Genomic DNA, 26,091 nt, shown 5'->3' with positions numbered 1-26,091 from the left:
ACAAATATAAAAGAAACAGAGTCTGAAATACACAAAAATAAGGATTAAAACTTCTTATCTTCATCGATAATCTCACGAATAACCCTGCAAGGATTCCCAACGGCGACAACGCCAGGCGGAATATCTTTTGTCACAACACTTCCAGCGCCGATAACAGTATTATCTCCGATAGTTATTCCAGGCAGTACAACAACATTGCCGCCTATCCATACATTGCTACCGACTTTAATGGGATAAGCATACTCCAGTCCTGCGTTACGACGTTCTGCATCAAGCGGATGTCCATCTGTATAGAAGCCACAGTGTGGAGCAATCATCACATTATCACCAAAAACAACCTTTGCTCCGTCAAGGATGATACAGTTGTGATTTGCAAAGAAATTGCTTCCTATTTCGATGTTGTAACCATAGTCGCATATAAATGGCGGCTCAATAAGAAAAGAACCCCTGGTTTTGCCAAAAAGTTTCTGAATTAAAGATGTCCTTTCCCCAATTTTTGCTGGATGAAGCTGATTATATTCGTAGCAAAGTGCTTTACAATAATCTCGTTCATCGTTCAGCTCTTTATCATAGATTGCATTATATAATAAACCCTGGGCTGCTTTTTCTTTTTCAGTCATTTCAGTCATTGTTGTTTTCCTCTTAGTAAAATAGTAAACCTGTTTATTTAATTGCTCTTGATCAAGAACTAATGCGAAATTTAAAGTTGTACAACCAGAAATGAAATCTGATCTTGAAGCAAGACTTGAAGCATTAGAAAAGAAGCTTAATAAGCACTTAGAATCAGAGAACAAGAATAATTACGAAAGTGGGCCCGATGAGATTCGAACTTAGGACCTCCGCCGTGTAATTTGACAACTTCAAGGTAATTATGTGTACATTTTGATAAGCCTAGAATTTTCTATATTATTTAGCCCATGAGAAATAGTATAAGTGTTTTAAAATTAAATATAAATATTTTCTTTTTTTGGATAAACTCTCTCTTTTTGGAGAAAAATGTTATATACTATACATTTCTAATTTATTTTTAGAGTCAGTACGCAATTAATGTCTGAGGTTTAAAATGAAAGAAATAAAACATGATGAAACAGGAAGGGGTTGTGTTTTCATTAGAGTTTTAGGAGCATCTGTGCTAGTGCTTTTAATATTGGTAAGTATCGCAGGAGCGGCACCATTTGCATATATTACAAACTTACGCACCAATGATGTTTCTGTAATTAACACGGCAACAGACACTGTTATAACCACAGTGAACGTAGGTGACAAACCTTATGGAGTTGCAACTACTCCCGATGGAACAAAAGTGTACGTGACGAATTCTCACGAAAACACTGTTTCTGTAATTGATACCGCAACAAATACTGTTACAGCCACCGTGAAAGTAGGAGTTAGTCCTCGGGGAATTGCAGTTCTCCTTGATGGGACAAAAGCGTATGTAGCGAACAACGAAGACGATACTGTCTCTGTAATCGACACTTCAACCGATACTGTTGTAGCCACAATAAATGTAGACGACGGACCTTTTGGGGCTGTAGCCGCGCCAGACGGAACAAAGGTATATGTATCGAATACGAATCCTGAAAGTAATTCTGTCTCTGTAATCGATACAGCAACAAATACTGTTACAGCCGCCGTGAAAGTAGGACGTAGTCCTCGGGGATTGGCAGTAACTCCAGATGGAAAAAAGGTTTATGTGGCGAATTACTTTGGCATCTCGGTCTCTGTAATTGATACAACCACAAATACTGTTATAGCCACAGTAGGTGTAAGTGATCCTTTAGGGATTGCAATAACTCCAGATGGGGAAAAAGTGTATGTGACAGGATTCACCACTGTCTTTATAATTAACACAACAACTGACACTGTTACAGATACGGTAGATGTAGGACTACAGCTTTTTGGAGTTTCAGTCACCCCCGATGGAAGAAAGGCATATGTGGCTAATTCTTTTAGTGAAACTGTCTCTGTAATTGACACGACAGGAAACACTGTTACAGCAACTGTGAAAGTAGGAAAATGGCCCTGTGGCTTTGGGCAGTCTATAGTTTCGACTTCTCAAAGCAAAGGCAATACTACAGTTGTCAGCAGTAGTACAGCCAGCAGCTCGATGGATACGAAAACTAAATCTGAGACTTCAATAAAGCCTGAAAATAATACTCAGGATTTTAAACACGAAAATATAACTGCTGTAACAAATGTTGAACAGACGCCTGAGAAGACCAAAAATGCAAACACTCCTGGTTTTGAAGTGGTTGGTGGGATAGCTAGTTTATTTGCCGTGTTTCTACGAAAGTAAGAAAAGTAATTAAAAGAACAAAAAGAAAAATCAAATTTTTAGCGAGTTCTAAAGTTATATAACACGAATTAAAACCAAATATCAAGTATGATCTTTAAGCAAGAATCGAAGCATTAGAAAAGGAAGTCTATAAAACCTCTAAATCGGAAAAAAAGAAGAAACAGAAAGTGGGCTCGCTGAGATTCGAACTCAGGACCTCCGCCGTGTGAAGGCGACGTCATAACCGTCTAGACCACGAGCCCATGTATTTAAATCGAAAATTAAAAGGGTTAAGCAACCATAAAATAGAACTTCTTATGTATAAGCTTATCGCTTGCGGGCTGATTTTGGGCTTACCCGGACCTGTTATGTGATTGATTTTCATATTTTTGCCGCAGGATTTTCAGTTTTTTTGTATTTTTTTGGAGTTTTGAAGGGGGAGAGCAGCCGACCTGAATTTCTCAGTCCATGGCTGAAATTTCCATTTTTATAGCAGAAGTTTTCATTCAAGCGATAAGGTAAAAAAGTAAAGAAGTAATAATGTAAATAACTATAGAAATAATTTAATTGCCTGGTTTGTATGATAGAAATCCTGAAAATCTTCTTCACCATGCCGTTTTTGCTCTATGCGTGCTATACCGACCTGAAGGAACGTAGAGTCTCAAATAAGGTGTGGAAATACATGCTCGCATCGGGTTCGGTATTTGTAGCTTACGAAGTTTTTACCGGAGGGATTCCTTACCTTAAATCTCTTATTTTTTCCGGAGTTATTGTTTTCATCTCGATTTACATCCTTTTCCAGCTTGGGGCCTTCGGGGGCGGGGATGCAAAAGGGCTGATAGTGCTTTCCATCTTATTTCCTCTTTATCCGGTTTTCCTGTTCTCGGGAGAGGTCTATCCCCTGCTCGGGCTGCCTCCTATAGGGCTCTTTACTTTCACTGTGCTGGAAAACGCTCTCCTTGTAACTGTCCTCGTGCCTCTAGGGATGTTCTGCTACAACCTCCTGCATTACTCGCCTGAAATGCTCAAAAAACCCTTCTACATGTTTATCGGGTACAGGACTGAAGTTTCCTCTCTAAAGAATAAAGAACATCTCGGTTTACTTGAAAAGTTCGAGCTTGATGAAAATGGGACCGTCATAAGAAAGTTTGCGCGGACAGGGCTCGATTTTGATGCGAACCTGAAGCCTGAGCTTGAGGAATACGTAAAAAAAGGGTTAATTGAAAAAGAAGTCTGGGTTACTCCTGGCCTGCCTTTTATGCTCTCAATTACAGCAGGCTTTATAACCGCAGTCGTTTTCGGGGATTTGATCTTTTATGCCGTCTTTAGCTTTATCGGGGGCTAACTGAACATTTACGGTTACGGAGTAACTCGAAAATCTCTGAAATAAACCGAAAGCCTGTAAGAATTTTCTCTTTTAACCTTTTTTCTCTTTTAACCTTTTTCATCTTTTCTGCACGACAAGCAGCCCATAGAGAATAGTTTCCGCAATCGGAGGGTTATCAGGTGTACCTTTTGCGATCCTTTCTTCCGGATAACCGAGGTTTTCGCAGGTATAGAGCTCGGCTTCTATTCCAAGTTCTTTAAGGACTTTCGCAACCTCGCAGGAGCCAAATGTCTCTTCCGGCAGCAGGAAGATGTTTCTCCCGTTCTTCAACTCCTGGATCAGCTCGGCTTTTGCAGGCTCAAAATCCCTTCCGTGGGCTGTTATTGCACAGAGGTTGGTCAGGTTTACTTTCGTGCGGGCACAGGCTGCTTGCATTGAGGAAATTCCGGGAATCACGGTATCCTTTTCCCCTGCAAATTTTCCGAGCCCCGAAAACATGGGGTCTCCTGTGGACAGGACAACAGCATCTGCGGGCAGGAGGTGGAGAGACTTATAGTCCTTAATAGTTTTTGCTTCGCAGGTAATATGTTCCTGTGCGAGTTCAAGGGCTCGCTTTGCCCCGTAAACCACTGAAGCCTTCCTTATTGCCTTTATCCCTTCTTCCGTAAGCATGCCGGGTCCGACCCCGACTCCTACCACAATCATAGTTTTTCTTCCCCTTGTCCGGTTTAAGTTGTCCGATTTAGCTTATTAATTTCAAAAGTTGAATTTCATTTCTGAATTCACTCTTTGATTTCAACGCTTGAATTTTACTTTTAGCCCATTTCTTCAGTTTAATTCTCACTTTTACTTCTCAGGTTTGCTGTCCATAAGGACAGATCCTTCCCTGTCAATTACGACGATTCTTGCACCCTTGCCTTTTTCAACTGCCATCTCAAAGGCTTCTTTCAGGCGCTCGTGATCCGGAGCCTTTTCAAGCATCTCAACAACGGTTGCATACCCGCTGCCTTCAAGCATCTCAGGGTTTCCCCATTTCAGGACAAGGCCGGGAAGCCCACAGATAACTACATCGCCTGAAGCGTTATCGAGCCCTTCTGAGATCCTGCTCCCGACCATAACAACGGTGTAGTCAGGGAAGAGCATGTGGGAGTAGCGCATCCCTATTCTGCCTGTAGTGAGGACCACTTTATCCGTGCAGCGGATCAGGTCTCCTCTCATCTCTCCAAGGTGGTCGTTCCAGGGCTCGACAAAGCCTGTACTCCCGAGGACGGAAATTCCGCCTTCGACTCCTATCCTGCTGTTCAGAGTCTCTTTTCCTATCCTTTCACCTTCAGGGATTGATATTGTGACCTCGGCTCCCTGCAAGCCCAGTTCCTCAACAGCTTCCTGCACTGCAGCCCGGATCTGTTCCATGGGTTTTGGGTTGATGGCTGGATTGCCCTTCGAAACCTGAAGTCCGTCCCTTCTTACAACACCTATGCCCTTTCCTCCGAGAACACTGATTCCTTCGGCTTCCCTGGCTTCGCCCACAAATTCAAGCCCTCGCGTAATATCGGATTCGTGGTCGTTAGGGATCTTCTTTACGACTGCACGCCCTGGAGAGGACTCGCTGACTTCAAGGTAGGCTCTCAGTCCGACCGGGGTGGGGACGGATACGCTGTCAACTGTTTTTTTAAGGGAAAGGACAGCGGCTTTTGCAGCGGCACTGGCTGTGGTTCCTGTAGTATATCCTCTCTTGAGTACGGACCCGTCGCTCAGGACCACGATCATCCCGGATGACACGTTTTTTTCAAGCTCTTCCCTGAGCAGCCCTGTACGGGCAATCCATTCTTCAGGGATCTTGAAATTGTTAACAGGATCTATCATGGAAGAATACTCGGAGGTTTTTTATTATAAATGTATTGACCTGAAAACCGGAAAAGAATTAGAAAAATAAAGCCTCACCAAAACACCACCGATACTTGCTCAGGACCTGTATACTCAGAACCTGTATAGCCGCCATAAGAATTAGGATAAACAGGATAAACCATGGTAAGAGAACAGTTTCTGGAAAAAAGGCTGCGGAGTTCTAACAGACTGCAAGGCTCCGGGAAAAAAGAGTGCCGGACTCCGGAAAGAAGGTTACTCAATCTAGAAAAGTCAGTGGATAATAGTAAACAGTCAGTGCGCTGTGAACTACCCTCCCTTTCGCTTACGCTCCGAGGAAGGAGTTCTCTCGACTTATCGAGATAGAAGTATCATTGAGCGGTGTAAAAATAACAGAACAATAATAGAAAAAGAACAATAATAGAAAAAGAACAATAATAGAAAAGAGTGGCATCATTCCAGGAGTGGGGATTTTTTCGTTTTTCTGGAAGTTGGGGTATTTCTCTTGGGGTTTGAATGGGGGGTTACCATTCTTTGTTGGGGTTTGGGGGGTTGGTGTGTGAAAAATAGCCTTGTGGAATGATGCCTCTTAGATGTCAGTACTCGCCTGACACCTACTCTACATTTCAGTTATATTATATAAAACTATAGGAAAATAAAGGTAGATTTCTAATGGAAACATTTTTTATTCCTTACTGACTAATAAATAGGCATTCTTTCTATTTATTCTATCGACAGATCGCGGTTTTTATGAGGATTTCCAATGTCTTGAACAGCCTTTTTTTCCGGATTTTTTAAAAATTCTCTTTTTTTAGTTAATACTGTTTATTGAGTCCTTGCAAACATGCGGTCCAGTTCACCTTTCGTAAAGGTTATAATCGTTGGCCTTCCGTGCGGACAGGAGTAGGGGTTTTCAGCTGCTTTGAGCTGTTCTATCAGCTCTTCCATCTGCCTTGCGTTGCAGGCTGCCCCTCCTTTGATTGCTGCCCTGCAGGCAAGGGTCTTGCTTACCTTTTCCGAGATCCCTGTATCTTTTTTGACCTTTCCTTCAGCAAGCAGGTCAGATATCACATCATGGATTACACTCGTATCCTCGAGCCGTCCGAAAACCTCGGGGACAAAGGTAACGACATAGGTGTTGTCCCCAAATTCCGAGATTCCGAAGCCGTACTCTTCCAGGCAGGGGATGTATTCTTCCATAAGCACCTTTTCTTTGGGGGTAAGTTCTATCATTACAGGGGTAATCAGTTCCTGCACCCTGGATTTTTTAGTTCTGAGGACCTGCTCGTAAAGAACGCGCTCATGGGCTGCATGCTGGTCGATTATTACAAGGTCTTCTCCCTTTTCGGCAAGGATATACATTCTGGAAACCTGGCCTATGATCCGCAGGTCTTCGAGAAGGTCAGTATTTGCTTTTTGCTTCGGCTTCTGGATTTGTGTTTCCTCTATGTTTATTCTTTCACTTGCCTTCTCAACTGTCTTTTTGCTTAGCAGCTCTCCTTCTCTCCTTTCCTCTTTCTCTCCCGCCTTTCTCTCTTCACTCTCTCCTGTCTTCTTCTCTTCACTCTCTCCTGTCTTCTTCTCTTCACCTTCTCCTTTCTTCTCTTCTCTCTTTTTACTTTCCTGCCCTCTTTCCTGCAGGGTTTCCGGGGCTTCCACCGTTCCTGACTTTTCTTTAAAATCCAGGAGGCGCTCGGATTTCTTTAGCCTTCTCTCAGTATCCTTTATCGGGTAAGTGTAAGTTTCGGACTTATCTCTCAGGAATCTGACCCCGCTTTCCTGAACCCTCACTTCCGCTGGAACCTCTGCTTCGTTTCCAGTTTCTTTTCCGACTTCTTTTCCGGCTACTTTCCCAATTCCCTCTGCCACTCCCTTCTCAGGCAGTGCTCCCGGGATATCCGATACCTGAATTTTTCCTGATGATCCGGGTTCCTCAAAGGTTTTCTGAAACCTTTTTCCCTCTTTTTCCCTTATCTCGGGGGCAAGTCCGTGTTCCGAGAGGACCTTCTCAACTGCATGAACGACTGCATCCCCAACTTCCTTTTCCCGGCTGAAGCGGACTTCGGCTTTGCGGGGGTGTACATTTACATCCACTTCTCCCGGGTCGAGGGTAAGAGCAAGAACTGCAACGGGATAGCGGCCCTTAGGCATTTTTGTGTAATACCCTTCCCGGATGGCTTTATTGATAGTGTTTGAAGTTACAGGACGGGTATTTACGAAAAGGAAGAGCTGGTCACTATCTCCTCTATTCAGTTCAGGTTTAGAGACATAGCCCAGGATCTGAAAATCTTCTGTCCGGTACTCAAGAGGAAGCATTGAACGCGCAGTATCAGGCCCGAGCAGGTTTACCATACTGTTAAATAGGTCATTTGAGCCCGTGTTTCTGAGAACTGGCTTTCCTTCGTTGAGCAGGGTAAAAGAAATTCCCGGATTTGCCAGAGCCAGTCTCATAATGGTGTCAGTGATATGGGCAAGTTCGGTACGGTCGGTTTTCAGGTACTTGCGCCTTGCAGGTGTGTTATAGAATAGTTCTTTCACATGCACTGATGTTCCCGGAGCCGTGCCTGCGTCCGATGTCTCCTCTACTTTTCCTCCGTGAATTACAATTTTCGTGCCTGCAATTTCTTCCGGAGGGCGGGTAAGGATTTCTACCTTTGCAATAGCAGTTATGGAAGCAAGAGCTTCTCCCCTGAAGCCCATCGTAGAGATCGTATCCAGATCTTCTATCCGTGTAAGTTTGCTGGTTGCGTGTTTTTTATACGCAAGGAGAGCATCAGCTCTGCTCATTCCACTGCCGTTGTCCCGGATAAGGATCGAATGTTTTCCTCCTTTTTCAATTTCGATGCGGATTTCCGTTGCTCCGGCATCTATTGAGTTGTCCACAAGTTCCTTTACCACGGACGCAGGACGTTCTATTACTTCCCCGGCTGCGATCTTATTTATCGTGTCCCTGTCAAGGATCCGGATTTTATTTACCTGCTTTTCCATTTTCCCTTCCAGCTCTTCTTGCAGCTCTTCCAGTTCTTCTAGCTCTTCTTCCAACTTTTCTTCAGATTGCTTCTTCATCTGCTTTTCCAGCTTTTCTTCAACTAGCTCTTTCATCTGCCCTTCCATCTTCCTTTCTATCTACTCTTTTACCGGACTTCCCGTCTCTTCTTCTATCCATTTTTCTATCTGTTGCCTTTAACCAAGCAGCTTTTTCAGCTCATGGAGCTTGTTCATGGCTTCTATTGGCGTCATCTCGTCCACATCTATTTTTTTAAGGGCTACTTCCACAGGGCTCAACCCTTTTGCCCTCTCCGAATTCCCACTGCCGTTCCCGGGATCGAAAAGCATCATCTGGGTGTAGCGTGCACTTACTTTGCTTTTCCTTTTTTTTCCGTTTTCGCTGTCTTCTGCTTCCTCAAGCACGTTTTCCCTTTCCAGTTCCTTGAGGATCTCGTTTGCCCTTTCTATAACCTTTTCCGGGACTCCTGCAAGCCTTGCAACCTGGATCCCGTAACTCCTGTCGGTTGCTCCCGGCACTATTTTCCGCAGGAAAATTAACTCGTGACCTTCTTCTTTTACTGCAATATGATAATTTTTTACCCTTTTTAATTTCTCTTCAAGGGCTGTGAGCTGGTGGTAATGAGTTGCAAAAAGAGCCCTTACACCGACCTTTCCCCTGTTATGCAGGAACTCAACAACAGCTTTTGCAATGCTGTATCCGTCATAAGTGCTGGTCCCCCTGCCGATTTCGTCGAGCAGTACAAGGCTTTTCGGGCTTGCATTGTTCAGGATATTTGCAAGTTCTACCATCTCGACCATAAAAGTGCTCTGTCCGCTTGCAAGGTCATCAAAAGCCCCTATCCTTGTAAAGACCTGGTCAATAACGCCTATGGAGGCATAGGATGCCGGGACAAAGGAGCCTGCCTGAGCCATAATTGCAATGAGGGCAGTCTGGCGCATATAGGTGGACTTTCCTGCCATGTTCGGTCCTGTTACCAGTAAAAATTGGTCTTCCTTGCAGTCCATTTCGGTATCGTTTGGGACAAAGCCTCCTGATACGGTACTTTCAACTACCGGATGCCTTCCGTCCCTGACAAGGATGGTGCAATCCTCAGTTAGCTGCGGACGTGTATAGTTGTTATTTTCTGCAACCTCGGCAAGGTCTGCGAGGACATCAAGGGTGCCTATTCTTTCTGCTGTTTCCTGGAGTTCCCTTGAATGCGCTGAAAGGGCCTGTGTAATTTCAGTGAAGATTTCATATTCCAGAGCCACAGCTTTATCATTTGCTGTCAGGATCAGGCTTTCTTTTTCTTTAAGTTCCGGCGTAAAGAAGCGCTCGGCATTTGTCATGGTCTGCTTTCTTATGTAATCTTCAGGCACCTGGCTGCTGTTTGCATTGGTAATCTCGATATAATATCCAAAGACCTTATTGTATCCGACTTTAAGGGACTTGATCCCGCTTCTCTCTTTTTCTTTTTGCTGAAAAGCCGCAATCCACTGCTTGCTGTTGCTTGCAATATCGCGGAGCTCGTCAAGTTCTGCACTGTATCCGGGCTTTATCATTCCCCCTTCCCGGACAGTTAAAGGAGGCTCTTCAACGATTGCTTTTTCAATCATTTCAGCCAGGTCTTCCAGTTCCGAAAAAGCTGCAAGCCCTTCCGCAATCTCTTTTAAAATCCCTGCCCCGGCTTTTTCCAGAAGACAGTCTCGAATAGAGGGTACGGCATCAAGGGATTTTTTTAGGGCTACGAGGTCCCTTGCATTTGCGTTTCCGTAAACTATCCTGCCTACAAGGCGTTCGATGTCCCTCACGTCTGAGAGCCAGTCCCGTATATCGTAGCGGAGCAGAGGGGTTTCTGCCAGCTCTTCTACTGCATTCAGCCTCAGGTTGATTTTTTCTACGGAGAGAAGCGGCTTTAAGAGCCATTTTTTCAGGATCCGGCTCCCCATAGGTGTCCGTGTGCAGTTCAGGGTCCTGTAAAGGGAATTTTGATCTCCTTCATCCCTCACGTTTTTCACGATTTCAAGGTTGCGCAGGGTAACAGAATCGAGAACCATAAATTCGGTGTTTGAGTAAGTCCTGAGGGTATTGATATGGTCAAGGTCTCTCATCTGGGTAGTCTTTGCATATTCAAGGGCAGTCCAGGCAGAGTAAACTGCAAACTCCAGTTTTTCGCAGCCCATACCCTCGAGAGTTGCGACTCCGAAATGGGATTTCAGTTTTTCCCCGGCTTCCTCGGTTCCGAAAATCTCAGGAGCAAATTCCTGCACAATTGTCTGGTCCTTTAATCTGTCCACCAATTGCGAATTTCCATACAGAGACGGGGGCAGGATGCATTCTGCAGGGTGCATACGGGCAAGTTCGCTAAGGAGCTTTTCAAAGCTTTCAGAGTCCGTAAACTGGGTTGTTAGGAACTCTCCTGTCGAGATATCCAGGAAGGAAAGCCCGAACTCCATTTCCTTTTCCCCACTTTTTCCGGATTTTCCTGTTTCCTTTCCTGCAACTGCCATAAGATAATTGTTTGAGGCATCCGAAAACATGGATGAGTCTATTGCTGTTCCCGGGGTTACCACCCTGACAACTCCCCGTTTCACAACCCCTTTTGCCTGCTTCGGGTCTTCGAGTTGTTCACAAATGGCTACCTTGTACCCCTTATTTATTAGCCTGGGCAGGTATGTGTCAATGGCATGGTAGGGAATTCCTGCAAGCGGCATTCTTTCCCCTGATTTGTCCTTTCCCCTGGCTGTCAGGGTAATTTCGAGTTCTTTTGCAATGGTTTTTGCGTCTTCTCCAAAGGATTCGTAAAAATCTCCCATCCGGAAGAAGATCAGGGTGTCAGGGTGTGCCTGTTTGGCTTCGTAGTACTGGCGCATTGCAGGTGTCATCATTTCAGTCATTTTTTAACTCACTTTAAGCCTTGAATTATTTTTGCAATCACCAAGAAGGTTATATATGATATACTTTAACAGTTATCGTTGCATTTCAATTTCCTTGCAATTTGTAGTTGTTTAATTTAGACACAATCATGTCTAGCCATCTTACTACAGTTAAATGGGCGAGTTTCTTTTAGTATATATTTATTATATAATTGTTGGCTATCGATTTCGTTTTTTAGTTTTTAATAGACTGATAATTACATATTTTACATAACTCCAAAACAATATCAATGAACTGATTGGGAGTAATTCAATGATTACGTAATTCTGTGTTTCTTTATTAGACTTTTAGTCTTAATTAACCTTGAATTGTAATTTATTTCTAAAAGTAAAGAAAAGAACATAACTTAATTATTGAAGTTTCGATCATTTTTTAAATATTGTTATTATAGTTAATTCTGAGTAATATGAAGAATAAAAATAATGTTTGTTATCCTATGTTTTCTTGTACTTTCGCTCCTTTTCTACTTGTATTAATTTTTGAGAGTTTAACTTTTATTCTTCTTTTTATATCTAATATGGTAAATAATTGTTTTCTTTATAAATATTACATCTATAGTATTTATTTTATTTTTATATCTCATCTCATTGATGTTTTTTCATTTTATCCAAATTCTGTATTGTCTTTACTGAGTGTATTAGCACAAAGTCAAGTTACTATATTTGCGATAGCATTTGCCTTAAATTCAATAGTGTTACAACTACTTTCTTCAAATTATTCCTTAAACTTTTCAGATATTTTTACAAGAGACTTCAGGATGGTATGGATTTTCTGTGGAATTTCTATACTATATGATCTTTTTCTTATACTACTTATTTCAGATAAAGTCTCTAGTTATTTGTATCCACTGATCATATTTTCTATTGTATTTGCAGTTCTTGCATATTTTCTAATAGGTAAATATGTATATCATACAATTAAACTTTTAAACCCCAAATCATTAGTTAGTTTTTTATTAAAAAGAAATAATAAATTTCCACATAGTAACTCTATAATTTTTGATTTCATAGTCGGTTCCATTAGTAGGCACGACTTCCTTTCCTTTAAAGAAGGCTTATCTAATTTTTATAATTCTAGTTTTTCTGAAGAGAACCTCGACGAATCTCAATTTAATAAAATCATATCTGATCTAATAGATATTGGTACTGTTACTGTTTCATTTGGTAATGATAAAGCTACAGCGCTTGTTTTTGATCAAATCAAAAAACTATTTCTCGAATTAAATACGGATAATAGAAGAGATTACTTTTATTATAATATTGACAATATATCCTATTTTATAGAGTACTGTGCCAGAAAAAATCTTGAAAATTCAACAATAATTGGTGTAGATGTATTATTTAATATCTCCAAGAGCATATTGTCAGATATCCCAAAAGATGATTCTGACATCTCCAAATTTCACACAAATATATTGAATTCCTTACTTAATGTCGGAAAGGTTTCTTCTGAAATGAAACATGAAAGGTCAACTCTAAGAAGCTTAGAATATGTCGATGAGCTAGTTGACGCTATGACTGAAGGTAAAAATGAAATTCCTCTGCCTTATTTAACTAAAATAGGGTCAATAGGTTTAATTTCTGCTGAATATCATTTTGAAGCTCCTACAGAAAATGTTTTGGTGATTTTAGGAAAAATAGCAATTATTTCTCTTGGCCAGATAAATTCTCCTAATAATTCTATTGTTGACATAATTGAAAAATTAAATTTCTCAAATTTTGTCATTGTTGTGCTGAACAAAATTGCCGAATGCTGCGTCGAATATTGCATGTATAACTGCTGCAATACTGCAATTACTAATTATAGAACTTTTAAAGACATCTTGGACGATTCTAAGAATTCATTTGAGGGAGATAGAGACACAAGTTTAAAGCTAAAGGAAATATTGGAGGGAATAAAAATATATTCCAATATTGAACAAGGAACTAAATGCATAGATCCATATCTGGGGTATATATAATGATTTTCAATCCATTTAATATAAATTTAAATAAAGATGAATTAGAAAATTTCCGATCGGAAATGCTCATTTTTTTCGATGAAAAAATACGTGAAAATTGTAACTATGGAGATGTTGTAATAAAGATTGGTAGGAAGGGAGCCTTTGTTTTTGAGGATCTTTGTAAAGGTTATCCTTTAAATGTAAGTGAGATCACGTTTTTTGATTTCTCTTGCTTTGATCCACAAACTCTTAAAGGGAAAAATATTCTTGTGTTTGATGATTCTATTCATACGGGCAAGACGATCAAAAAAATGTTATCTACTATAAATGATTTTGGTTCTCTTACTGTGGTAACTATATTAGCTAGCAAAGATACTTATGAAAACTTGGTTAATGAATATCCTAATGTCAGATTTGTTAGCCATAAAATACTTCCTGAGATCGAGTTCCTAAAAGTTTATTATAATTTCATGCCTGCTTATTTTGACTCTATATGTATACCTAATTTGAATTTGATAGTTGACAAAATTACTTTTTCCAGAAAATTATCAAAAGAAGAAGTAGTTAAATTATTTAGTACAGAATTGTACGAGCCGGAAATCATAGACAGTTCCATCCAATTTGAAGACCGTTTTAAAATGGTTTTAGAATTTGATGAAGAGCTACGCAAAAAAACGTATGAATATGCAGTTTCTAACGGTATCAATTTTGAACTTGACCAATGCAAGGTTAGGTTTTTTATCCATATATTAGAAAATCAAACACAGATTTATCTTGAGTATGTTATTACCCCAATTCCGACAAATTTAACTCTCTCTAATTGTACTGGGAGATTAAATTACAAATATTTTCTTTGTAATAAAGAAATAAACATGAGAGTTGAATGTTTCATATGTTCAGTTTACAACGTCACTATGTATATTAGATCTTTTTTAAGGAGGATTTTGGAGTCTAACAAACTAAGATTAAATTATAATTCTACGCTCAAATTCGAGCCTTTACCGTGGATATTTAATGGAACTTTAATCGATTCCAATAATTTTACTACAACTGTTGTAGAAGATTTGTCCTATTCGGCTTTATAAATTCTCTAAAGACTATACTCGTGAGTTTACTAGTGCGTCGATTCCAAAGTAAGTCCCTCGCTTAACGGGAAATTTATTGATCCATAAATCTATTCAAAAGTTAGAATTGTGAATATACTTTGGAATCGCAATACTAGTGCTTCGATTCCAAAATAAATCCCTTATTTAGTGGGAAAATGGGTGACCATTGTATATATTCAAACTTCAACTTTTGTGAACATACTTCGGAATCGCAATACTAGTGTCGCTTCAACGGTAAAATCTCGTATAAAATCGGTTACAACTATTCAGAATTGTTCAATCCTTGATTATTGACGCGACACTAGTCTGTCTGAATAATTGTTATATAAATGCTTGAAATATTCTTTATATTCCCCACCATCAATATAAAGAGATCTTACCCATTTTCCTTCATCATTTTCCCATTTCGCATCAATCATGCAAAGATCAAACAGCTTATCTATTTTTTTGCTTATCGCATTTCGACTTACTTTTCCTTCTAATAATTCAACTAGTTTAGAAAAATATATGGGCTGTTTTATTATATTGTTATATCTATATATCTCGAGAGCAATTTTTTCTTCGTTAGATAAAAAATCTCTTTTAGATTTGTTTTCCTCCGTAACGTACAGAGACCTGACCCATTTTCCTCTATCATTCTCCCATTTTGCGTTAATCACATTGAGATTAAATAATTTATCAATTATTTTATTTATATTACTTTTACTAATTTGATCTTTATATATTTCTTCCAATTTTGACGGATATATGGGTTTTCCCTTTTTATTATATGTGAATATTTCAAGTATTAGTTTTTCTTCTTGAGATAGTATACTTCTTTTAGTTTCATTCATGCCCCTTTCGACCTGACATCTTTTCTTTATATGCGTAATATGTAGATCTTATATTTAATCTATATTGGTTCTTATTTCTAAACTGCCTGCATTTTCCTTTTTTGTCTATTTATACTTTCTTATTTTAATTAGTAATTCTTACTAAGAGCCTATCCGAAAAGTCAGTAATGCATGTTGAAAAGTCACAATAGGTCCATAATGTCAGAGTATCCGTTCCGGTTTTGCATATTGCATATTGTAAAAGTTATAGCAGGTAACCACTTTTCGGATAGGCTCTAAGTGCTTTAGCCTCCTTTTTTCAATAAATCAAACTGCGTGCGGCCACCCCAACCTAAACAGGATGTCCGACAATTCAATCTCAAGGCAAAAACACGTAAAAAAGAAGGCATTTAAAGCCTTCAAATCGAAAAAAAGAAATTTGATTCTTATCAGTCGAATACCCAGCTAGCTTGCTGCGGGGATGGAATACTTCCCCGGGAACCGCTAAATCTAATGTGATCCATTAATTCCATTTTTTGGTTGTTAAGTTCTACTCAAACTAAATTTTTTAGGTTTACTGTCTACTTTAACGAAATTTGGAGCTGGGGCGCGGACATATCCCGTTGCTTGCAGCGGGGTGCGCCAGCGCAACTTTGATTATTGAGGGTAATTGTCGGACAGCCTCTAAAGGATAGGATATTCGTGACCCTCCGCACTCCCGAAGTAATAAAATTAATCTTAAAGTCTTTTAATCGCCAATTGTTTCTGGATTTAATATAAGAGTCCATCAACTTTTAGAACCGATGATAATAATTGTACTGCTACCAAAAGGCATTTCTTCTAATTTTGTTTATATAAGGATTGAAACAAGTTTGGTTTTGGTTTGATTAGTGACTTAAGGCTTTTTGCCCACAAATCAGTCATTTATGCATGAAAATTGGTTATTAGCGCAGATTGAGAAAAACGGTTCCATTAATTCGGTACGTTTTAGTATTCAGTTAAATGATATTGTTAGTTTAGCTAAAGGAGGAAATTGCCCTGAGTCGGGAAAAGTTAGTTGAAGTCTGTCCTGTCTGCGGGAATTCGAATATATACTATGAAGTTGGCGGGTACGCAGGTGCGGTCTACCACTGCAAAGAATGCGGGTATGTTGGAGCTTTTGTTATTGAAGCCAATGAAGAAATGATTGAGAAAATCAAGGAAAAATATAAGCGTGAAAGAGAGAAAGAAGAGCAATAAAGTTAGTTATATTTTGCATTTTATATATGCTTTAATTCTTTAAATTACTTTTGGAACCTGTCTTACTTTCCACAGTTTTAGATCATCTGCTGCAGAAGTTTTACTATCTCCTACTTTGGAGGGCTACCCGAATATTTACTTTTACCCTCCGTGTTTTCACATGATATCCGGGTATTTATCTGCTACTTTTCTTTGATCAGAGATCAGCCTTATTAATTTACGGTTCTTCTGAAGCGAGCTTTAAAACCTTCAAGTTTCGCAGAAGCTCTCTTTTTTCCAAGCAGGAAAGGAAAATAATTGTTGATAAGGAAAATCACAGGTATCAGGAGCAGGAGGTTCAGCACTGTTAAGCTCAGAGCAAAAGCGGTATTGTAATAGAAATACTCAAGCTCGACCCCGAAACTGAGAACTGCCAGTTTTGTCAGGATATCCTTGATAGGAAAGTGAAGCGCAAGCACAATCAGGCTGTTTCTCCCGTAATATTCCAGAATCTTTGAACTTCCGATTTTTTTGAAAAGGTAAACAAAGGCAAAAGTCCCCGAGAAAGCAAAGAAGTAATACGAGAAGAAACCCCCATATTTCAGCACGTTCATATTGACCTTATCCGATGCAGGAAACTCCAGGAGGTAAGCTAAATAAAGCAGGTTCAAAAGGATAAATATTCCAGGGAAAAATCTCTCAGCTCTGGCGAACCCCTTCCTGAACCTCGAACCCGGCTCCATAACCGAATCTACCTCCGGATTGAAACCTGATCCTGACTCTTTTTCCAACTCTGTAAATTTTCTAAATAGATTTCCAGCTCCGTAAAATACCACCGCAGAGAGAGCCACATCAGCATTCCAGGGCAGCCTGAAAGGTATATATACCGAATAAAGATACCCGATCACTCCGGCTGCAGTAAGCCAGAATATAAGTTTACCCGGTTTCTTGTAATAGTTCTTCGCAAGTCCGTAAAAGAGAAGTTCGGTTACGAAAAGGCAGGTCAGGAACCAGAGAGGCGGATTATAGGAGACAAGGGGTCCTAATGCATACAGGATGGAATAAATGCCATAAAGAGCAGTGGCTTCGAAAAACTCGATATTTGTGACCCCTGGCTGAAATCCCGTATCCAGCAAAAAGTAGAACAGGCAGGTAAGCACTGCAAAAACAAAGTAAGGCATGATAAGAGACCTGAACCTCCCTCTAACAAAATCTGCAGCTGATCCTGCATATTTCCCAAAGTCAAATAGAAATCCGGAAATGAAAAAGAAGAGTGGCATATGAAATGAAAATATGTAAGTGTCAAGCCCTACCGGCAAGCTGTGGTGTGCAAACACTACAAAAATAATTCCAATACCTTTTAAAGCGTCAATCCAGTGAAGCCTCATATTAACCCCAAATGTAAACAGTGTTTACATTATAAAAAAGGTTTGGTACCTGCCTTCAGTTAATGTTCTTTTCGGACGTTATCCGAACTTATGCGCTGGTTTCTTGTTTTCCAGTTTCTCCGTCAACAGCTGGATATTTAACCCTCTGTTCTCCTGAATAAAGGTCTGAATATGGGCAATTGTTTATGCATGTTCTTCTTTAGCTTCCGTATATTCCCCGCCGTTGTGTTTGCTGGTCATAAATTGCCTGTATCCTGTTTTCACTCTTATGTTCTGTTTTGGAAAGGCCACCTGCTTCGCAGTCGTTGAGAGCCCGGGGACTAAAAAGCAAATTCAAAGATGTGGGCACATCCTTAAAAATAAGCTCAAAAAAACGTAATAAACTTCTGATGTTCTATGGTTAATCAATATATTTCCCGGGCAACCTGCCTGGCGTCTTCGTGCCATTCCTGTTTACGGGAATTCTGAAATTCTCTTAATAGCAGACTGAGGTGATTTTGTAATTTATTATATGAGAGAGGACATATAGAAGAATACCACCGAATTGGGTTGTGTAAAAATAGAAGAAACAGGAAGAAAAAAATATGGATTAGACTCAAACGATCTAATAATCGGGGCAATTATTGCCTTTTCACTTTACATAATTAGTCTTGAAAACCATCTTCTTTCTCATACATTTGCGGAGTTATTCAACATCCTAATTGCATACATTGTCTTTCTTATAATATGGAAATCAAAAAACTCTCTATTAAATAGATATTTACTTTTGGTAGGAATATCCTATCTTTTTATAGGAAGCTTTGACCTCTTGCATACTCTATCATTCAAAGAATTCGGGCTATTCCCTGGATTTGATTCAAATCTTCCTGTTCAATTCTGGATAATTGGAAGGTACATAGAAGGCTTTTCTTTTCTAATAGCTTCATTGTTCCTGGTTCAGGGTAGAAAAAATGAAAAGAATAGCTCAATACCCTTTGATAGCTATCGATTTTCCAGGAGAACATTCTTTATATATGCTCTAATTGCCGCATATCTTCTTACCTCAGTTCTCTACTTTAAAAATTTTCCTGCTTCTTATGTCGAAGGCTCAGGTCTTACTTCTTTTAAATTAATAAGCGAGCAGGTTGTAACTTTAATCTTTATTCTCTCACTGGTTATTCTATATGCAAAAAGAGAAAGGTTCGACAAAGACGTTTTCGTTTTAATTGCATTATCCATATTCCTGGCAATTCTCGAAGGACTGCCTTTTCTGATTTATAGTCATATGGATATTTTTCCAAGTTTTATGGGCCACCTGTTTAAAGTGCTGTCCTATTACCTTATATATAGAGCAATTGTAGTGACCGGTTTTGAAGAGCCTTACAGCCTTCTTTTCAGGGAACTTAAGCAAAGAGAAGAAGCTTTAACAGAGGAAACAACTTTCCTTACTAATGAACAGATGCTCATATACACTATTCTTGGAGTAAATAAAAACACTTTTGAAAAAAAGGCTGTAATAGAGGATTTACAGAAAAAAGAAGAGCATTATTATTCATTTATAAAACATTTTAGTGGAAGACTCTTTCAACTGGATAAAGACCTTTCACCAATTTTTACAGAGGGAACACAGAATATTACGGGTTATAGTAAGGAGGACTTTCTTTCCGGAAATGTGAAATGGGAGAAGCTTATCGAACCTGAGGACTTTCCATATGTCTCTAAAAAGACAGCTGATTTCCAATCCGGTCGTAAATCGTCTATGGAGCTGGAATATCGTATAAGGAAGAAAGATGGAGAGGTAAGATGGGTAAGGGTAACAATTCGGAAAATTAACGAAAACTCCAGTAAAAGGGAAAAATTCCAGGGTCTGATTTATGATATTACGGAGCGCAAAATGATTGAAGAATCCGTGAAAAAGCATGAAGAGGCCCGGATAAAAGAGATTCATCATAGAATAAAAAATAATCTACAGGTAATTTCATCCCTGCTTGACCTTCAGGCAGGAACATTCTCTGACCTCAAAGTATGTGATACCTTGAAAATTATCGAAGCTTTCAGGGAAAGCCAGAACCGTGTAATTTCTATGGCTCTCATTCATGAAGAACTATACAAATCCAAAGATATGACTACTTTAGATTTTGGCGCTTACCTCCAGAAACTAACTGCAGACCTTGTCAATTCGTATACTGTGGACCACGATAATATAAACCTGAAACTGAACACCGAGCAGGTTTACTTTGGTATGGATACCGCAATACCTCTGGGCATCATTGTAAACGAATTAATATCAAATTCTTTGAAACATGCCTTTCAGCCAGGGCAGAAAGGAGAAATTCGCATAAGCCTCTACGAAAATAAAAACCACGACATAATGCACGAAAGTCCTGCAGAAGCCGTAACAAGAAAAAGCGAAAGTAAAAAGCAGTTTAAGTACACTTTGATAGTAGCTGATAATGGTCCTGGAATTCCGAAAGAAATAGATCTCGAAAATACGGATTCTCTCGGGCTTCAACTTATAGATGTTCTTGTAAACCAGATAGAAGGCTATCTGGAGCTTAAAAAAGAGAACGGGACTGAATTCAAAATTAGCTTCAACAGCATACTAAGTTCAAACGGTTGATTTAACTTCAAAGTTTAATCAGTAACGATATTGGCAGTAACGATACGGGTTCTGAAAAACAAAATTGCACAACAGGGCAGGTAATTGTAAAATCTGTAACAAAATACGTAATAATGTCTGAAGCAGGATATCTAAAATAGCGGAATGGAATTATGGTGGGGCCGTTGAGATTCGAACTCAAGTCGCAAGACCCCCAGTCTTGCAGGATGGACCAAGCTACCCTACGGCCCCGCAGAGCAGATTATATTTCTTCGATGACAAAGGATTTTACCTTACTTGCCATCAACCAACTATTGTAATTAAACATGTAGTATAAATGAGTATCGGTAGAGAATAGCCAGCATTTTACTCTTGCTGTTTTTCCAATTATTAACCTGTGTTTTTTACACGAGCCCTTTCAGGGATTTTTCAGCTTATGGTTTCTGGATACCGGGTTCCAACGGCTTGCTCAATATGCTTTTTGCCCGCAGGACTCTCTGGATCATGGTGATGTGCGAGAATATCGCTATCAGAAGAAGTGCCCAACCAAGAAATCCTGAAAGGGCGCCGAAAGCCAGGATGAGCATCCTTTCCGTGCGTTCGGCAATTCCGACAGACAGCTTCCTGCAGCCTGCAGATTCTGCACGGGCGCGAGTGTAGCTTACCAGAAAAGAACCTATGAGGGCATAACCTGACCAGAGCCATCCGTCAATTCCCATGATCTGGGGAAGTATAAGCCTCCCGTTTATCGCTCCTGCCATTATTCCGAGAAACATGAGCCCGTCTGAATAACGGTCGCATACCGAGTCAAGCACGCCTCCGAAAGGAGTGATCCTGTCTTTTGCTCTTGCGACTCCCCCGTCAAGGATGTCAAAAACTCCGCTGAAGAGGATCAGGAGCCCTCCTTCAAAAGGTTTTCCCAGGGCAAATGCAGCTCCGGCAGCTACGCTTACTGCAAAACCCAGCAGGGTAAGGGTGTTTGGAGAGAGTGGTATTGTACGGGCTAGAGGAATTACAATTTCTCTTGCACTGTTTTTTAAGTCGTCAAATATTTCAATCCCTTCCTTTTATCTGGCTATTGTTACTGCGCCTTTGGATATTAGTCTTATCTTTTTCCGAAAGATATCTGGACGCCAGGGTTCTAAGCCCCATTAAGATATTCCTCTATATTTTTAAAGGCAGTCTTCGTGATTGATTGCCTTGTTGAATGGTTTGCAGGGATGGAATTCTCCAGAAAGAGGTTTTAAGGATCGCTATAAGAATAAAGTCTCATGAGTTTAAAATGATATGGAGTTAAAATATGAATATAGTGGAAGAACACCGGGAAAAATGTACGCAGTGCGGGCAGTGTCTTGAAGTCTGCCCTCGGTACGATGACTTCAGTTTGCTTGACCGACTTTACAGGTATCTGGACGGGTCTTCAAATATCGATCCCGAATCTCTGCTGCGCTGCCTTACCTGTGGGCTCTGTGTTTCTGCCTGCCCTGAAGAACTGGGAATCAAGCCACTGATCTCTCCCGCCCGGCAGAAATGGGTAAGTGAAAATGGCCTTACGGACAGGCAGACTATAGTGGACCCTGAATCTGAAAATAATATCTTCAAAAAAATTGCAGAAATGGATGAAATACCTGAATACAGGAGTGGTCCGGGCTCTGTTGTGTATTTCCCTGGTTGCGCAGGCACCTATATTAACAAATGCATGGCACAGGCTTCAGTTGCTCTTCTAGAAAAGGCAGGGATCAATTACACTGTCCTTAGTGGGCTTGAGTACTGCTGCGGGGCAGTGTCTGCAGGCGCAGGAGATTCGGGCCCTCTCCGCAGGCACGGGCAGCAAAATATCGATGAGGTCAGGAGAAGAGGGGCGAAAATCCTTATCACTGCCTGTCCGGGATGTTTCAGGGCTTTTAAGGATATCTACCCTAGGATGTTTGGGGAACTGGACTTTGAGGTGCTGCAGGTCTCGCAGTACCTAGAACGTCTTTTAAAGGAGGGCAAACTTATTCCGGAAACTACTCTCAAACACAGAGCTTTTTACCATGATCCCTGTCACCTTACAAGGGGCATGGGGGTCTACAGGGAAGCAAGAAACGTTCTCGAGAATATCCCGGGCACTGAGCTCTCAAATAAAACCCCTGAAAATTCAGCCTGCTGCGGTTTTGGTGGAGGGGTAAGGGTCAATTATTCTTCCGAGTCCCTGTCAGTGGCTTCGGACCGCTACCGGGTTGCCGAGAAACTAGGGTGTGACGTGATCATAACTAACTGCGGGGGCTGCATGCAGAACCTTATCGAAGCCGGAAAGGATAGGAAAACAAAGGTTTTTGACCTTGCTGAATACCTTGCCCTTGCTTGCGGTATAAAAATACGACGGGAAGATCAGAAAATGTCCGAGTTTGTAAATAGGGCTTACAGCTTATGTATTTTGGATTATAAAGAACCGGACTTTTCATAAGTCCTCTTTACTCTTTTCTTTCAAATTTTCCTCTTATTTTATACACCTGGGTTTCAAGTCATTATTCCTTCCGTTTATTATTCATTTTGTTTATTATTTATTCCCTTTATTATTTCTTCCATTTATTATTTCTTCCATTTATTATTCCTTCCGTTCATTATTTATTCCATTTATTATTTATTTTCATTATTATTTCTTACCTTTATTATTTCTTCTGTCTTCGACTTTTTATTAGTAAAGTATTTCTTTCTGGCACACCAGAGTTTTAGATCATTCTTTTCTTCTATAGGCACGGAATTGTAATCAAAATCTGGCTCAGTAAAATTTCTATTATATATTATTTTCTCTTTCTTCCTATTCCCTTACCTCAATTGTGTTCAGGCTCCGGGAAATAAAAAAAACAATGTTCAAAAAAAGAAATAATTGATCGCCAATCTAACATATTGTTTGAAGTTCTTGTAAAAAACAATCTCAGTAGCCTTAATTTTTATCTTGCACATTGAAGAACGAAAATTATATTATGTTTGTAGTTTCTCTAATCTCTTACAATGATTTCCTTAATTTTCCTTCTTTCACATACCTTTAAAAGGCCATCTTTAATGTTTGATATTTATATTTTTCGTTTATTCTCTTAAATTCTTTCCCGAATACTCCTTTCAAAAAGTTAAAACCAAAAATTATATATAGAACCCTTGGTTTTGAGTTCTCTTTTTTAACAAAATATTTATACCAGTAAAGAGAAGTTTAATCTGGAGACATCTGTGAAGATGAGTTAAACAGACGGGATTTAAAATGGCACCAAAAATCCTCCCTCTGCTAAAATACTCATGAACCCCAATCATGACAATCATGAATCCTTCATGATTTTGTAGTTTCGCTTGTGGTAATCCTGGTTTCCCACCCATGGTAATCATGAGTTACTTCTCGTGCATCTCATGGCTCGTATAGCGTGAGCTTGCAGTCCAAATGATCATGGTTATTCGTGATAGTTTTGGTCGAGAGGTCTCCATAGTTTAAAAACTAACACGGAGGATGCATTATTAGCAAAGAAGAATTGCTTCAGGAACTTGCAGGCGCTGTAATCACCTGTAAAAAGGATGCGGTACTCGCTGCCGTCGAAAAGGCTAAAGGAGAACTGGATCCCTCCGAAATAATTGAAAACGGACTTGCAGCAGGCATGAACCAGGTTGGGGTCCTCTTTGAAAGAGGCAAACTTTTCTTACCCCATGTGATGATGGCTGCCGATGCAATGACTGCCGGAGTTGCAGCCCTTAAGGATCTTATGCCTGAAAGCTCTGCCAGCTCAAAGATGGGCGTCATTGTGAACGGTACCGTAGAAGGCGATGTCCATGACATTGGCAAATCTATTGTGTCCACAATGCTCCAGTCTGCCGGTTTTGAAGTGCATGACATCGGCCGTGATGTCCCGATCAAGAACTTTGTCCAGAAGGCAAAAGAAGTCAATGCTAACATGATCGGACTTTCTGCCCTCATGACCACAACTCTTCCAGGCCAGAGAGGAGTTATCGAACTTCTCAAAGAAGAAGGCATGAGAGAAAAAGTAAAGGTCATGATCGGAGGCGCACCCGCAACCCAGGCATGGGCTGACAAGATCGGCGCAGACTGTTATGCCGAAAACGCAAGCGAAGCCGTTGCAAAGGCAAAAGAACTGCTCGTTTAAATCATTCTTATTCGGAGGTCACAAAAATGGCAAAAAATAATGCAGTTGCAGGATTCAACTCACTTAACGGTGTAGAATTAAACCTTTTTACCACTGACGAACTCAAAGCAATTCACTACGCCACAATGGAAGTTCTGATGGACCCCGGTATCCAGGTCTCTGATCCCGAGGCAAGGCAGATCTTCAAGGAAAATGGCTGTGAAGTAAACGAACAGACTAATGTTGTAAAAATCCCTGAATATCTTGTAAGAAGAGCTCTTCAGCTCGCTCCTTCCAGATTTGTCCTCTGGGGCCGCGACAAGAAGCACAATACCGTCCAGGAAGCCGGCGGTAAAGTGCACTGGACCTGTTTCGGTACTGGCGTTAAGATGTGCAAGTACGAGGACGGCAAGTACGTAACCGTTGACTCCGTAGAACAGGACATTGCAGACATTGCAAAGCTTTGTGACTGGGCAGAAAATATCGACTACTTCTCTCTCCCTGTTTCCGCAAGAGATATTGCAGGTCAGGGTGCCCAGGACGTCCACGAGACCTTCACTGCTATCACCAACACCTCAAAGCATTTCCACCACATTGACCCTGTCGGCGAAAATGTCGAATACTACCGGGACATCGTAAATGCCTATTACGGCGGCAATGAAGAAGAAGCAAGGAAAAAGCCAATCTTCTCCATGCTGGTCTGCCCGACAAGCCCTCTTGAGCTCAGCGTTAACGCATGCCAGGTCATTATCAAAGGCGCACGTTTCGGAATGCCTGTAAACGTCCTGAGTATGGCAATGTCAGGTGGTTCTTCTCCTGTATACCTTGCAGGGACCCTTGTTACCCACAACGCCGAAGTACTCTCAGGTATCACTCTCGCTCAGCTTACAGTACCCGGAACCAAAGTATGGTACGGAAGTTCCACTACCACCTTCGACCTGAAGAAGGGTACTGCTCCCGTTGGATCTCCCGAACTCGGCCTGATTAGCGCATCCGTCGCAAAGCTCGCCCAGTTCTATGGCCTCCCCGCATTCGTGGCAGGCACCTAGTCTGATGCAAAGGTCCCGGACAGCCAGGCTGGACACGAGAAGACCCTTACCTGCCTCCTTCCCGCCCTCGCAGGGGCAAACACCCTCTACGGCGCCGGGATGCTTGAGCTTGGTATGACTTTCTCCATGGAACAGCTCGTTATTGACAACGACATCATCAAGATGACCAAAAAAGTCCTTCAGGGAGTCCCTGTAAATGAGGAAACCCTTGCAGTCGAGTCTATCCAGAAAGTAGGCATCGGAAACAACTTCCTTGCACTCAAACAGACCAGGATGCTTGTGAACTATCCGTCTGACCCAATGCTCATAGACAGGCGCATGTTCGGGGACTGGGCAGCAGCCGGATCAAAGGACCTCGCAGCCGCCGCACATGACAAAGTAGTAGATGTTCTCAAGAACCATGTAGTCAAACTGGTTGATGCAGACACCCTCAAGAACATGAAGGCAGTCGTTGACAGAGCTGACAAAGCTTTCAGAGGCGAGTAATTATATCAG

16 protein-coding genes, 2 tRNA genes and 1 pseudogene are annotated in these 26,091 nt (G+C 40.8%); 9 read left to right on the top strand and 10 right to left on the bottom strand.

Annotated features, from left to right (window positions below):
• Nucleotides 1-44: 44 nt before the first annotated feature.
• On the bottom strand, nt 45-629 hold the full coding sequence (locus FXV91_RS12025) for a sugar O-acetyltransferase (protein WP_229390840.1): 585 nt from the start codon (nt 627-629) through the stop codon (nt 45-47).
• A gap of 506 nt (nt 630-1,135) precedes the next feature.
• Here FXV91_RS12025 and FXV91_RS12020 point away from each other — a divergent pair.
• Entirely contained in the window at nt 1,136-2,296 is a 1,161-nt protein-coding gene (locus FXV91_RS12020; RefSeq protein WP_229390839.1) for a YncE family protein, read from the top strand.
• Between the two features lie 168 nt (nt 2,297-2,464).
• Here FXV91_RS12020 and FXV91_RS12015 read toward each other — a convergent pair.
• A tRNA-Val gene (locus FXV91_RS12015) sits at nt 2,465-2,538 on the bottom strand.
• 317 nt (nt 2,539-2,855) lie between these two features.
• On the opposite strand from FXV91_RS12015, the gene FXV91_RS12010 reads away from it, so the two are divergent.
• Nucleotides 2,856-3,620, top strand: coding sequence for an A24 family peptidase C-terminal domain-containing protein (locus FXV91_RS12010; protein ID WP_229390838.1), 765 nt, complete (start codon nt 2,856-2,858; stop codon nt 3,618-3,620).
• A 99-nt stretch (nt 3,621-3,719) separates the two neighbouring features.
• Here FXV91_RS12010 and FXV91_RS12005 read toward each other — a convergent pair whose 3' ends face one another.
• The 4 genes from FXV91_RS12005 to mutS form a co-directional block, all read right to left on the bottom strand.
• Entirely contained in the window at nt 3,720-4,307 is a 588-nt protein-coding gene (locus FXV91_RS12005; RefSeq protein ID WP_229390837.1) for a cobalt-precorrin-7 (C(5))-methyltransferase, read from the bottom strand.
• A 141-nt stretch (nt 4,308-4,448) separates the two neighbouring features.
• A complete protein-coding gene (locus tag FXV91_RS12000) occupies nt 4,449-5,468 on the bottom strand; it encodes a cobalt-precorrin-5B (C(1))-methyltransferase (protein ID WP_229390836.1) in 1,020 nt (339 codons plus the stop codon).
• An 825-nt stretch (nt 5,469-6,293) separates the two neighbouring features.
• A complete protein-coding gene (gene mutL, locus FXV91_RS11995) occupies nt 6,294-8,570 on the bottom strand; it encodes a DNA mismatch repair endonuclease MutL (protein WP_229390835.1) in 2,277 nt (758 codons plus the stop codon).
• Nucleotides 8,571-8,651: 81 nt separating this feature from the next.
• Nucleotides 8,652-11,354, bottom strand: coding sequence for a DNA mismatch repair protein MutS (gene mutS / locus FXV91_RS11990; protein WP_229390834.1), 2,703 nt, complete (start codon nt 11,352-11,354; stop codon nt 8,652-8,654).
• Between the two features lie 797 nt (nt 11,355-12,151).
• Between mutS and FXV91_RS11985 the strand changes: the two genes are divergently transcribed.
• The gene (locus FXV91_RS11985) at nt 12,152-13,354 is read left to right on the top strand and encodes a hypothetical protein (protein WP_229390833.1); all 1,203 of its coding nucleotides are present in this window, start codon (nt 12,152-12,154) and stop codon (nt 13,352-13,354) included.
• Nucleotides 13,354-14,421, top strand: coding sequence for a phosphoribosyltransferase (locus FXV91_RS11980; protein ID WP_229390832.1), 1,068 nt, complete (start codon nt 13,354-13,356; stop codon nt 14,419-14,421). The genes FXV91_RS11985 and FXV91_RS11980 overlap by 1 nt, the downstream gene beginning before the upstream one ends.
• Nucleotides 14,422-14,729: 308 nt before the next feature.
• Here FXV91_RS11980 and FXV91_RS11975 read toward each other — a convergent pair whose 3' ends face one another.
• On the bottom strand, nt 14,730-15,275 hold the full coding sequence (locus FXV91_RS11975) for a hypothetical protein (protein ID WP_229390831.1): 546 nt from the start codon (nt 15,273-15,275) through the stop codon (nt 14,730-14,732).
• Between the two features lie 1,430 nt (nt 15,276-16,705).
• A complete protein-coding gene (locus FXV91_RS11970) occupies nt 16,706-17,860 on the bottom strand; it encodes an acyltransferase family protein (RefSeq protein WP_229390830.1) in 1,155 nt (384 codons plus the stop codon).
• A gap of 544 nt (nt 17,861-18,404) precedes the next feature.
• Here FXV91_RS11970 and FXV91_RS11965 point away from each other — a divergent pair.
• Complete coding sequence (locus tag FXV91_RS11965) at nt 18,405-20,459, top strand: MASE3 domain-containing protein (RefSeq protein WP_229390829.1); 2,055 nt, start codon at nt 18,405-18,407, stop codon at nt 20,457-20,459.
• 153 nt (nt 20,460-20,612) lie between these two features.
• Here the strand turns inward: FXV91_RS11965 and FXV91_RS11960 are convergent.
• A tRNA-Pro gene (locus FXV91_RS11960) sits at nt 20,613-20,690 on the bottom strand.
• 182 nt (nt 20,691-20,872) lie between these two features.
• Nucleotides 20,873-21,406: a CDP-alcohol phosphatidyltransferase family protein gene (locus FXV91_RS11955; protein WP_229390954.1), complete on the bottom strand. Its 534-nt coding sequence runs from the start codon at nt 21,404-21,406 to the stop codon at nt 20,873-20,875.
• Here FXV91_RS11955 and FXV91_RS11950 point away from each other — a divergent pair.
• The 4 genes and pseudogenes from FXV91_RS11950 to mttB all read left to right on the top strand — a co-directional run bounded on the left by FXV91_RS11950 (nt 21,306) and on the right by mttB (nt 26,082).
• Nucleotides 21,306-21,593: a hypothetical protein gene (locus FXV91_RS11950; protein ID WP_229390828.1), complete on the top strand. Its 288-nt coding sequence runs from the start codon at nt 21,306-21,308 to the stop codon at nt 21,591-21,593. The two genes, FXV91_RS11955 and FXV91_RS11950, sit on opposite strands and share 101 nt — an antisense overlap.
• A 145-nt stretch (nt 21,594-21,738) precedes the next feature.
• Nucleotides 21,739-22,887 carry a (Fe-S)-binding protein gene (locus tag FXV91_RS11945; protein ID WP_229390827.1) on the top strand — a complete coding sequence of 383 codons (1,149 nt, stop codon included), beginning with the start codon at nt 21,739-21,741 and terminating at the stop codon, nt 22,885-22,887.
• Nucleotides 22,888-23,923: 1,036 nt separating this feature from the next.
• Complete coding sequence (gene mtbC, locus FXV91_RS11940) at nt 23,924-24,568, top strand: dimethylamine corrinoid protein MtbC (protein WP_229390953.1); 645 nt, start codon at nt 23,924-23,926, stop codon at nt 24,566-24,568.
• Between the two features lie 26 nt (nt 24,569-24,594).
• Nucleotides 24,595-26,082: pseudogene (mttB, locus tag FXV91_RS11935) on the top strand ([trimethylamine--corrinoid protein] Co-methyltransferase).
• The last annotated feature ends 9 nt before the right edge of the window (nt 26,083-26,091 follow it).

This window comes from Methanosarcina sp. DH2 (assembly GCF_020804225.1).
In the GTDB taxonomy this organism is placed as follows: domain Archaea; phylum Halobacteriota; class Methanosarcinia; order Methanosarcinales; family Methanosarcinaceae; genus Methanosarcina.
Note: the sequence above shows the minus strand (reverse complement) of the source record. Positions and strands in the feature narration are given on the sequence as shown.

What these genes read in the sequence shown, in the direction of transcription:
- FXV91_RS12025 (WP_229390840.1), bottom strand. Translation starts at nt 629, where the DNA reads ATGACTGAAATGACTGAAAAAGAAAAAGCAGCCCAGGGTTTATTATAT.
- FXV91_RS12010 (WP_229390838.1), top strand. Translation starts at nt 2,856, where the DNA reads ATGATAGAAATCCTGAAAATCTTCTTCACCATGCCGTTTTTGCTCTAT.
- FXV91_RS12005 (WP_229390837.1), bottom strand. Translation starts at nt 4,307, where the DNA reads ATGATTGTGGTAGGAGTCGGGGTCGGACCCGGCATGCTTACGGAAGAA.
- FXV91_RS12000 (WP_229390836.1), bottom strand. Translation starts at nt 5,468, where the DNA reads ATGATAGATCCTGTTAACAATTTCAAGATCCCTGAAGAATGGATTGCC.
- mutL (WP_229390835.1), bottom strand. Translation starts at nt 8,570, where the DNA reads ATGAAAGAGCTAGTTGAAGAAAAGCTGGAAAAGCAGATGAAGAAGCAA.
- mutS (WP_229390834.1), bottom strand. Translation starts at nt 11,354, where the DNA reads ATGACTGAAATGATGACACCTGCAATGCGCCAGTACTACGAAGCCAAA.
- FXV91_RS11985 (WP_229390833.1), top strand. Translation starts at nt 12,152, where the DNA reads ATGGTATGGATTTTCTGTGGAATTTCTATACTATATGATCTTTTTCTT.
- FXV91_RS11980 (WP_229390832.1), top strand. Translation starts at nt 13,354, where the DNA reads ATGATTTTCAATCCATTTAATATAAATTTAAATAAAGATGAATTAGAA.
- FXV91_RS11975 (WP_229390831.1), bottom strand. Translation starts at nt 15,275, where the DNA reads ATGAATGAAACTAAAAGAAGTATACTATCTCAAGAAGAAAAACTAATA.
- FXV91_RS11970 (WP_229390830.1), bottom strand. Translation starts at nt 17,860, where the DNA reads ATGAGGCTTCACTGGATTGACGCTTTAAAAGGTATTGGAATTATTTTT.
- FXV91_RS11950 (WP_229390828.1), top strand. Translation starts at nt 21,306, where the DNA reads ATGTCAAAAACTCCGCTGAAGAGGATCAGGAGCCCTCCTTCAAAAGGT.
- FXV91_RS11945 (WP_229390827.1), top strand. Translation starts at nt 21,739, where the DNA reads ATGAATATAGTGGAAGAACACCGGGAAAAATGTACGCAGTGCGGGCAG.